General features: G+C 62.4%; 9 protein-coding genes and 1 pseudogene. 3 read left to right on the top strand and 7 right to left on the bottom strand.

Going from position 1 to position 10,403, the window contains the following annotated elements; genetic code table 11:
• Positions 1-213: 213 nt before the first annotated feature.
• Both JO059_RS20155 and JO059_RS20150 read right to left on the bottom strand, forming a co-directional pair.
• Positions 214-612, bottom strand: a complete 399-nt coding sequence (locus JO059_RS20155; protein WP_293321961.1) for a VOC family protein — start codon at positions 610-612, stop codon at positions 214-216.
• A gap of 17 nt (positions 613-629) precedes the next feature.
• Positions 630-1,058: pseudogene (locus tag JO059_RS20150) on the bottom strand (transposase); the annotation flags it as partial.
• 100 nt (positions 1,059-1,158) lie between these two features.
• On the opposite strand from JO059_RS20150, the gene JO059_RS20145 reads away from it, so the two are divergent.
• Together JO059_RS20145 and JO059_RS20140 are read left to right on the top strand one after the other, a co-directional pair.
• Positions 1,159-1,719, top strand: a complete 561-nt coding sequence (locus JO059_RS20145) for a VOC family protein (protein ID WP_293321959.1) — start codon at positions 1,159-1,161, stop codon at positions 1,717-1,719.
• A 442-nt stretch (positions 1,720-2,161) separates the two neighbouring features.
• Entirely contained in the window at positions 2,162-4,012 is a 1,851-nt protein-coding gene (locus tag JO059_RS20140) for a PE-PPE domain-containing protein (RefSeq protein ID WP_293321957.1), read from the top strand.
• A gap of 332 nt (positions 4,013-4,344) precedes the next feature.
• Here JO059_RS20140 and JO059_RS20135 read toward each other — a convergent pair whose 3' ends face one another.
• From JO059_RS20135 to JO059_RS20115, 5 genes are all read right to left on the bottom strand, one after another.
• Positions 4,345-6,576 (bottom strand): EAL domain-containing protein, encoded by a 2,232-nt coding sequence (locus JO059_RS20135; RefSeq protein WP_293321955.1) that lies wholly within the window; start codon positions 6,574-6,576, stop codon positions 4,345-4,347.
• Between the two features lie 492 nt (positions 6,577-7,068).
• Positions 7,069-7,491 carry a nuclear transport factor 2 family protein gene (locus JO059_RS20130; RefSeq protein ID WP_293321953.1) on the bottom strand — a complete coding sequence of 141 codons (423 nt, stop codon included), beginning with the start codon at positions 7,489-7,491 and terminating at the stop codon, positions 7,069-7,071.
• Positions 7,492-7,748: 257 nt separating this feature from the next.
• Positions 7,749-8,312 (bottom strand): PE family protein, encoded by a 564-nt coding sequence (locus tag JO059_RS20125; RefSeq protein ID WP_293321951.1) that lies wholly within the window; start codon positions 8,310-8,312, stop codon positions 7,749-7,751.
• Between the two features lie 436 nt (positions 8,313-8,748).
• Complete coding sequence (locus JO059_RS20120; RefSeq protein ID WP_293321949.1) at positions 8,749-9,843, bottom strand: diguanylate cyclase; 1,095 nt, start codon at positions 9,841-9,843, stop codon at positions 8,749-8,751.
• 97 nt (positions 9,844-9,940) lie between these two features.
• Positions 9,941-10,195, bottom strand: a complete 255-nt coding sequence (locus JO059_RS20115) for a hypothetical protein (RefSeq protein WP_293321947.1) — start codon at positions 10,193-10,195, stop codon at positions 9,941-9,943.
• 11 nt (positions 10,196-10,206) lie between these two features.
• Here JO059_RS20115 and JO059_RS20110 point away from each other — a divergent pair.
• On the top strand, positions 10,207-10,403 hold a 197-nt coding region (locus tag JO059_RS20110; protein ID WP_293321945.1), incomplete at its 3' end, for a hypothetical protein.

Below are 10,403 nucleotides of genomic sequence, written 5' to 3'. Positions count from 1 at the left end.
CGACCACCCGAGTATCGCTGGTTGTGCGTGACAACAACGCAGGGTCACGCACCCACCTGTCTCCAATCTGGAGACATGACGGCGATCAGATCCTGTCTCGTGTGTGTCGTTGGAACAGCAGGTAGCAGCGTCGGCTGGGATATTCGACGCCCCCGGCGGAGTTATTTTCAAGTATCTGCGAATGCCAGCTCGGGCGACCTTCGCGGCAGGGGTCTAGCGAAAAAGGCAAAACGGATGGCCGGCTGGGTCGACCATGACTCGTACATCTTCCTGCGGTTGTGCGTCGGCGAGGCGGGCGCCGCATTCGACCGCCCACCCGACCGCTGCGTCGACGTCGCTCACCCAGATATCGAGATGCTGGGTCGCGACTTGTCGTGCTGGCTGCGCGGGCCATACCGGCGGTTCCCAGCACCGTTCGAACTCGAAGTTCAGGGTTAGTGACGCCGTCTTGATCTGGGCCCATCCCGCGGCGTCGGGCTCACCCTGGCGGGGTGGATCGGAATGCGTCACCTGCAAGCCCAGGACGCGGGCGTAGAAGGCCGCCAGCTCTCGGGGATCCGGCGCGGCGATCGTCACCGACGTCGCGCGTAGTTCCACTCGTTCGGCAGGCACGGACCCAGCCTACGAGGCTAGGCAATGCCGCTGCAGGTTTGATGCTCCGGTTCGCTCGATTCGCCCTTGTGGAACACCGCGCCGACACGAACCACGGCGACCCGATGTGCTGCATTCCCGGCACGCCAGTGTGCTTGTGCGGCATCGATCAGCCTGCAGGCCATGGCAATTGCAGCCTCACGTGTTCGTCGTGGGCAGGTGGATTCAGTGCTCGGCCGGATACCCGTAGAACTCGAGCAGTATGTCGGCGTCCTCGATGATCTTGGGGACCGCCTTGAATACTCGGCGCCCTAGTCGATCGCGAAGGCGTTGATCAAGACTTGGGCCCTTTGGATGTCCTCGGCGTTCTAGATTTACCGCATCGCCGCCAGCGCACCGCGATGCGCTGACTTCGGCAGCGCAGCAAGCACATTGGGCTGCTTGTGGAACCAACAGCGGTGCTCCCGGGCGGGCGGAGACGTTCGGTTGCGGACCTTTGCCCGAGGTCTTCACATCCCCCAGAGCGGCTACTACATTTAGTAGTATTGAGTCTTCGAGGGGGCCATGGTGCGTTGGCGCGGTGTTCATCATGCCGAGTTCGCAGTGTTGGACTATGAGAAATCGATCGCGTTCTACGACGCGATGTTCGGCTGGCTCGGATATAGCAGTTTCTCGACGCTGAACTTGGAATACCAGTCGGTTTATTACATGACTCGATTCTTCAACCCGCACAGCTACATCGGTATCCAGCCGGCACGCACCGGCGAAAAACTCCGCCATGTCGATCAGGCGGTCGGCATCAACCACATTGCGTTGTGGGCGCGCAGCAGGAGCGATGTCGACTGTTTTCATCGTGAGTTCTTGGTCAGGCGTGACGTCGTTGTCACCGATCAGCCCCGGGAGTATCCGCAGTACTGGCCGGGCTATTACGCGGTATTCTTCGACGACCCGATCAACGGAATTCATTGGGAGCTGGCGTGGCTTCCGAGCGTGCCCACCCCTCGGCAGCTGTGGTCGTTTTACCGAGCCATGCGCGCGCACGCTGGAAGCCGGCCTGATCTGCCCAAGACAGTGCCCGGCCTGATTTGGCAGGCCCGGCGAAGGCTACCCCCACGAAAGACGCACTGACTGGGGCGCTTTCGGCGCCGGCGAGCGGAGAGTTGGGCTCATCTGGCGAGGTTGAGAACCGCGTCGACAAGGGCCGATCCCCCAGGGCGACCTACGCAACCGCGGTTTCAGACAGGGCTCACCGCAGCCCGGCGTCAGTGCGAGCCCAAGAGGATCGGGTGTCTGTACCCCCGGGCCAACAGGAAAGGCGTGATTATGGGCACCATCGGGGCAGCGCGCGGATCCGCAGCCAGATGAAAGCCGGGAGCCAGCCTTCGGTTGTGGGTATTGCTTTCGCCGAAACGGATTATGGGCAGCCGGCCGCCGTGTCGACGACACGAAACACTCGATCAGGTGCCTGCCGCGCGGCGAGATCCTAACCGTGCGCATAAAATCCTTTTGCCTGGGCGGATGGAGGATCGCCCCGGGTGGCATCCAAGGGCTTGCACGGAGGTGGACTGACATGTCATACGTGACCGCGACGCCGCAGATGATGACAACGGCGGCAACGGATTTGGGAAGCATCGCCTCGAACCTCAGCGCGGCCCGCACGGCGGCGGTCGCCCCGACGACGGGCATTGCGGTCGCGGCTGAGGATGAGGTCTCGGCGGCCGTCGCGTCGGTGTTTTCTCACTACGCCGTGCAGTACCAGGAACTGAGCGCCCATGCGGCGGCCTTTCATGACGAGCTTGTGCAGAATCTCAACGCGAGCGCCGCCGCTTATACGGCCGCCGATGCCCTCAGCGCGCCCTTGCTTGAAGTTTCGCGACCCGGCGCCGCGTTGACCGCCGCGTCGAATGCGCTGGGCGTGCTACGGACGGACATCGAGACGCTGCTGGGCGGCAAGGTCGACCACGTCTCGGCCACGGTGACGGGCGCGGTAACGCCCGCGGCGCTGGCAACGCCGGGGGACCCCGTTACCACCTTGGTCATGGGTCCCAGCGGAGTCCCGATTCCCTCGCCGGAACAAGTAAACCAATTTGTCCCTAAATACATCACTAATGCCGGCAATATCATCGTCCTACCCACGCCCGAGGGGCTATATCCACTTACCTACATCAAGGACTTGCCTTTCGATGTCTCAGTGGCCCGCGGTGTCACGATCCTGAATGGCGCGATCCAGTCGTTGGCACCGAGCGTTACCAACACCGTTAACGTTGCCGGGTACTCGCAAAGCGCCGTCATCGCTTCAGAGGAAATGAAGCTGCTGGACCCCTTAAACCTGCCATATCCAACCGGGACTTCAATACCATCCGGACACCTCAATTTTGTACTCGTCGGTGATCCGAGCAATCCCAACGGTGGGCTGCTCACGCGTTTCCCAGGTCTGAGTATGCCGAGTCTGGGTCTGACGTTCGGGACCGCGACTCCGGACAACTCATTTCCGACCCGCATCTACACGATCGAGTACGACGGCTTCGCCGACTTTCCGCAATACCCGATTAATTTCCTCTCGGATCTCAACGCTTTCGCAGGAATCGCGACCCTCCATGGCACCTATCAGGATCTCACGCCCCTTCAAATTAGCGGGGCCACCCAATTAACCAATACCGTCGGCCCCACACAGACTCAGTACTTCATGATTCGAACAGAAAATCTGCCGCTCTTGGCACCCGTGCGTGCAATTCCGATCATCGGCAGTCCAATTGCCGACCTGGTTCAGCCAGATCTGAGGGTGCTAGTCGACTTGGGCTACGGCAGCACCACCCAGGGCTGGTCGCCCGACCCACCGAACGTCCCCACTCCGTTCGGGGTGATTCCGCCGGTCGGCCCAGGCGCGATCATCAACGCTTTGTCCACGGCGACTCCTCAGGGCATCGCCGCTTTCGGGAATGACGTGGGTACCGCGGTCGCCGCGATTCCATCCCTTCCGAACGTTGCACTGTCCAACCTGGCGTCATCGGTCGGATCGGCCGGGTCGGTTGGCGCTACCATGATGCCCACGCTGACATCGGTGTCGTCCTCACCCAACAGCTTTATCGCCACCCTGCAAGCGGCGAACACGAGAATCGCCAACGCCATCACGAGTTCGGCCGCAGCGGGTTACGCGACATTGCTTCCGACGGCCGATATCGCGAATGCGATGGCAACCTCTGTCCCGTCCTACGACGTCAACCTGTTTCTCAACGGGATAGGGCAAGCAATCTCCGGAGACCCGACGGGCGGGCTAATCTATGCTTTCGGTGCCCCGGTTGCCGCTGACGTTGGATTGGCCACGATCGCCGGCGGTTTCGAACTACGAGTTATTTACGGTGCAGCCAAGACGATTTACTACGCCATCATGGGCGTTCCTGAACCGCCGCCGGGCGGCTAGGAAAGCCAGACTGGGCACATCATGCTCAACGGCTCAGGCGTGCGTGGCACGACGAAGGGGTCGGACTGCGTAGCCGCAGTGCGGGCGCAAACACGCGGCTGCAATCAGCACAATGCGGACATCGCCGCGCGCCGGGCCCGGATTTCTCACCATCGCCTCCTGGCTCGGTGCTTTGCGGGTAGACCTTGCCGTATTAATCAGTTGAATCAGCTCCATCACAAGCTGGCGTTTGCCTATCCCGTCGGGCAACCGAGCGAATTACGCTGGCTGACTGCGCATTTCGAAGATTCCAGCAGCCGAACCGCGATGGGCATCATGCCGCTCTGCGATGCTCACCTGCCGATCGAAGAAGAGACGATATCGGTTAGCGCGGAGGCTGCCCCGAACAAGTGGCCTTGCGCCAATCGGCAGCCGGCCATGAACACCGTCTCCGCCTGCTCGACGGTTTCGATCCCTTCTGCGATCACCTCGAGCCCCAGTGCTTCGCATAATCCGATGACCGACTTGTATAGCGTGAGGTTTCGCGCCGGCTGGACGCCCGCCGCCAGGCCACGGTCGAGCTTGACGACTTGCACGGGTAGCTCATGCAGATAGGTCAGTGAGTTGAAACCCGTGCCGAAATCGTCCAAGGCGACCCCGATGCCTAGTTCGTTCAAACGTCTGATGGCGGCCGCTCCCTCGGCGAGATCGACGATGGGAACTGTCTCGGTGATCTCCAGCACGAGACGATGCGGCGACAATTCATGGCGCGTGAGGGTGCGGATGACTACACATTCGAACTCACGGCTACCGAGCCGCGCGGCGCCGATGTTGACGTGAAGTTTCAGATCGAGGCCCGAGCCTTGGATCTGCGCGCACGCCTGATCGAGCACCAGGGCATCGAGCTGTGCCCCCACGCCGTGGGCCTCGGCAAGCGAGACAAAGGTTTGGGGAGGAATTTGTACCCCGCTGGGCGCGGTCCATCGCGCAAGTGCCTCGACCGCGACCGGCGTGCCGTCCGGCATGGTTACCACGGGCTGATACTTGAGCTGAAAGCCTCGTGGCACAGCGTCATTCGCGTGTCGCAGCGCCGTCGTGAAGTCTTCCGAAGCACTGAACGCCGGGTGGTACACCACGGCAGTGTCTTTTCCCAGCCGCTTCCCGGTGTACATGGAGATATCAGCTTGCCGGAGCAGATCGTCGGAGGTCGGCGCACCGTCGTGGCAGCCGCGACTGACCAGGCCCATGCTCGCACGCACCCGCACCGACGTCCCGTGCACCGAGAAAGGAGTGCGAAGAGCCACCCGAAGCTCGTCGGCGACCATCTCCGGTGCGTCGACAGCACCGGCGGTGAGGATGGCGAACTCGTCTCCCCCGATCCGCGCTAGCGTGTCGGACTCGCCGAGGCAATCTTGCAGACGTGCACTGATCGCGCAGAGCAAGTCATCGCCGGCCGCATGCCCGAAACGGTCATTGACCTCTTTGAAGTCATCGATGTCGACGAAAATCAAGACGAACGGGCCGCCGCGGATGGCTTCGTCCAGCCGTTCGGCCAACAGCAATCGATTCGGTAGGCCGGTCAGTGCATCGTGGTGGGCCTGATAGGCCAGCCGGCGCTTCGCGGCGACAAGCTGTTCGGTCAGCATGCGCTGGACCCGCATAGCAACCAGGTAGCGGGTAGCGACAAGCAACGCCAACGCCAAATAGGTGCCGGCGAAGAGCGGGTCGATCCCTCGTCCGAACAGCACTTGGAAGGTGAGTAGGGCGGTGCTGCCCATGAACCCCGTATAGGGCACGGTCAGCCGCGCCCAGTTGGTTGGCTGTTCGTCGTCGTTAGGACGGGGCCGCGAAGGCAGGACGGGCATGCTCCATGCGATCAACAGCGGAGCTAGGACGAATCCCATGCCGACCCACAGATCCAGCGTGGTGACACCGACGCTCCGCAGATAGGCGAGCAGCCTGTCAGAGGAGGTGAGGGTAATCACCGCGGCCGCCACAAGCATGTAGTTCGCCCGGCCCGGCCGGTACGGCGGGTACCACAACGCAAGGAGGACCGCGCTCACCACCGTGATGAGCTCCACCGCGGCGATCCCCCAAACGAAAGCGGTATTGGTCGACCGCGGTAGCACGGCGCCGTCCACGGCGCCCAAGCGGGCGATGTACACCAAGTGGAAGAACGCGAGCGCGCTCACTAGGCCGTCGAGAACAGTTGTGACGACTCCCGGCCAAGTGCGCCGCGGGGTGCGGACGTCGTGGTCACGGCCCGCGCGCACCAGAAGAAGCATCGCGACGACGAAGAAGAGTCCTGCGACAAAGTAGCCGACCACGGCAGGCCCCGGCGCTGTTCCGCGGCGGTCGGCGGCACCGCCCAGCTGCGAGAGAGACTCGGCGGTCAGGAACGTGGCTATCGCAGCCAGCAGGGCTATTCGCCACCACCGTGAGAGGCCTGCAACCCGCGCCACGACGACAAGACCAATGAGTAATGCGCCGACACACAGCGTTGCTTCGAGGACAAACTGCAAGCGGTGCGCGATAGCCACTCCCCACGGAGCGAGCGCGTTCAAGGCTGCCGCAGCGACGACCACGATAGAGAGCCCGAAATACAGGCGGCGACTCTGAAACGACAACGCTTCCCCTCCGACCCGCGGCGTTGACGCTCAATCCATGCAGGAGACGTTGACCGCTGACCGTTATCGCTTACCCTAGCCAACCCCCGTTATTCAATCGCAGAGCGGCCTGTTGGCAAATAGACCCGCGGATTAACCCGCGCGGTCTGGAATCCCCCGACCTCTTCGGCGCCGGTCGGGTGCTGACGGGCGATCGGGTCGTTGGGGCGTCGATTCGCGTGATGGGAACGGCGTTGGTGACCGGCCACGCTCGCCGGCGGAATTCGGTTACCCCGCTCAATCGTCTGCCCACCGTACCCACCCCCACCCGGGTAGCCGACACGGGAATAAGTCGGAATCGAATATTCGGCTTTACGGGTAAACGCCGCATTCGTTATCATTTTGCGCACCAACTTGTTTCGTAGGGCGAGTGTGCACATCGATAATTCGGGTCGTACCGCGTCTTTCCGTCTAAGGCACCTTGAAACGGTGCCAGCGCCACGCTACTGAGGGGTGGCGCAGCAGCGTTGGCAGCACGGCTAAAGGGTCGAAGTAAGTGATGCGCTCGAACCCTTTACCGTCACGCAGCCGAAGCCGGTTGACGTTAGGCCATTCGAGTACGTCCCGTCCGAGGCGGGCGTGAAGCCGAAATTCGATGAAGACGGTGTCGTTGTCGCCGCACCAGTGATCGACGTCGGCAGTCAGGCCGGGAAGGCTGCAGCAGAAGCGGTGCAACTGTGCCTGTGCGGCCTCGATGCCGAAGGTGCGCGGTGCGAGCGGTTGCACAAGAACGACATCTCGATGCAGCAGCTCCGGCAATCGTTGCGGCGATGGATGGCGCCAGAACTCGGCGAACCTCGTGACGAACTGCTCTGCATCGGATCGCGTGGTCATGCGCATAACGATGCCGTGAACGGACTGCCACCCGGACCCGCCACGCTGCCATCTGCTGCCAAATCGCTATTCGCCTGCCGCTTACCGGACTTCCGCGATCAGCGGTCGATATTTCCGATCGAATTCGAATTGGTGCAGGAGCTCGCCGTATCGTGGTCATCCTGCCGCTAACGAAAACTGGTTAACCAGAACCGGCACGAAGTCTCGGGTTAAATGTGCGGAAGAGCGGTCGCGTTTCCTTGTCGGCTCCGTTCAGTTCAAAGCCGTTGCCACGGTATCCGCGGGCTCGACGGGCCGACGGGGATCAATGGCTCCCATGGCCCAAGTTTGCGCATGACCCCCCGCTTGGGGACGAGTCCGAGCCTTTCAATCTCTTGTGGTGTGAAATATCGCAGGAGCTCTTCTTTGGGTGGCACCTTGGGGTAAAGCGTGCGCAGCCGGTCATAAAGGGCTCCAAGTTCTTGATCGCTGCGGGACTCCAGCTTCGCGATGAGCAATGGTCGAATGCCGCCGGCCGGGTTTGCCGCCGCGCCGGCCGCCAGCTTGGCGTTGGCGGCCTCGGTGGCCACATATGAATTGGCGCCGGCCGTCAAGGCACAGGTGAATTGGTCATGAACCGCCGCTGCTTGGCCGGCCACGGTCTGATAGCGCTGGGCGTAGTCACCGAACACCGCCGCGATAGCCGTCGACACCTCATCCCGGGCCGCAGCCATCACCTGCGTAGTTGAGCCCGCTGCCGTGGCGTGGGCCGCCCGAATCGCCGACCCGATGCTGGTTAACTCCTTTGCCGCTGCGGCGATATCTTCCGGTCCTGCAATCACATACGACAACGCCACGTCCCCTAAGACGTCATGGACCACTACGCATGGTGGCCTGGACCGCCGACTCAGGCCTGAAATCGGGCGATTTCAGCTTGACCAGCGCGAGGTCGTCGGCGATGAACAACAGATTGCAGCCATTCTAAACCCACTGACGCCGCCCGCGCCGCCGACGGATTCCATTTGCCGGTTGTGGCCAGACATCGTGGCGCATGGCAAAGTAGAAATGAATCGGCTGCCATCCCCTGCTGCATCCTGACGTCCAGACTGGTCGACGAGATGCTGGATGGCTTGCGCAACGGGCAACTGTGCCGCGACCTAACCCATGACACGACCACCACGTCGTAACGAATATGGAGACTTGCCGTGCCCCCTCACATATCGGATCCTGTCACGCTGGTCGCCGTATCGGTCCCGCCAGTGTGATCTCGGCACAGCGTCAGGCGTCGGCGTGGTTGAACGGTGCTTGCGCTGAGCGGATCTGGTTTCCGCCGGCTTTTTTCGCCTCATACATTGCAGCGTCGGCGGCGGAGATCAGTTTGTTGAGGATCCTGTGGTGGTCATGTTCGGCCATGCCGTCGAGCCGAGTGCTGACGATGCCGATGCTGGCAGTAATGGGATGGGGGCTATTGGCGATTGCCTGGCGCACACGCTCGGCCATCTCGGTCAGCGTCGTGGTGGGAGCGATATCAACGATCAAGAATTCTTCTCCGCCGACGCGCCCGATGATTGATGTTGATCGACAGTTCTCACGCAGCGTACGGCCCACTTCATTGAGGGCTTGATCCCCTGCGGCGTGGCCTTGACTGTCGTTGAGTTGCTTGAAGTTATCGAGATCGATCATTGCCATACCCAGGTAGGTCCGGAGGCCGAGACTACGAGCAAGCAATCGGTGGGTCGCGGCGTAGAACCCGCGCCGGTTCAGCAACCCGCACAGCGGGTCAACTTCGGAGTGCCCGACGTCGGCAGCAAGCCGTTTCACCAGCACGCTGCTAGCAAACGGCACCGAGCCCAGCGCCACCAACACCTCGAGAAAAGCACACACCGCGCGCACGACATCACCGCTGGCAGCGAGCAAGATCGTCAATGTCAGTGCCGTCGATGCGGCGACCGCTAGGTTGACCACCAGCAGACGCGTGGTGTGAAAGAACGCAATGTAGCCGCCGAGGATCGCGAAGGTCATGCAGCCCAGCAGTCCGAACAACCGGTCGGAATAACTTACACACACCATCGCCGTGCAGATCACCGTCGTGACCGCATAACCGACCGACTGCCGCCGGGACGGCCAGCGTAACGCCCACATCGCCGCTAGCACCATGCACACCACCACCGCCAACAGCGCACTAGCATCGCCAAACACGCGGTGAGCGCCGCCAGGGCTCCACAAGGTCATGGCTAACGTGATCGAACTGAGCGTGACAGTGCTGAGCGCCATCATGGATTGAATCAACGGCCGCAAGCCTCGCGTCGCCAGGTACTGCGACAGCCACTCATAGTGATCCGACTGCCACCACCACCCCGCCAGCCCGGTCATCTGAACTCCGGGTGGCAACGACCCGCCCAGGACCGCGTGGACGACCCCGCCGTGACCCCGGCCGGCCGGCTGGTCGGACACGACGCCCAATCGGACGCTAGCTGGTGGTCCACAGCTGTTCTGTCGGGTTGTCGAAGGTGAGTATGGCGATGTCGTCGTAATGGCGGATCATCGCCGAGGTGCTCATGCGGGCTCGCACGCCGAAGCCCTCGCGGGCTTGCGAAGCGATGACGCGATCGGCGGCGTCATCGGGGACGGCCGCGACGGCGTCACCGGGATAGAAGATTTCGTCAAAGCGCAGCGACAGTGCCGGGGGTGTGGGCCATGGCCGCGACGCGTCGTTTGCCAACACAGTCGCGACTTGTGGGGGTCGATACGCTGCGGCACCACACCGGCAGGGGCTTGGCGAAACTTCTCGGCTGGCGTGTCGTGGGCCTGCCCGAGGCGACGCCGGTCCAGCGTGTGGTTGCCAGCCCACGTATGCCACTGGCGGCCGGACGGGCCACGATGATCGGTCATTCCCCTCCCGGAATCGCCCACCCTCGATGGTTTCTGGCAGT

Source organism: Mycobacterium sp., from assembly GCF_019247615.1.
Classification (GTDB): Bacteria; Actinomycetota; Actinomycetes; order Mycobacteriales; family Mycobacteriaceae; genus Mycobacterium.
Note: the sequence above shows the minus strand (reverse complement) of the source record. Positions and strands in the feature narration are given on the sequence as shown.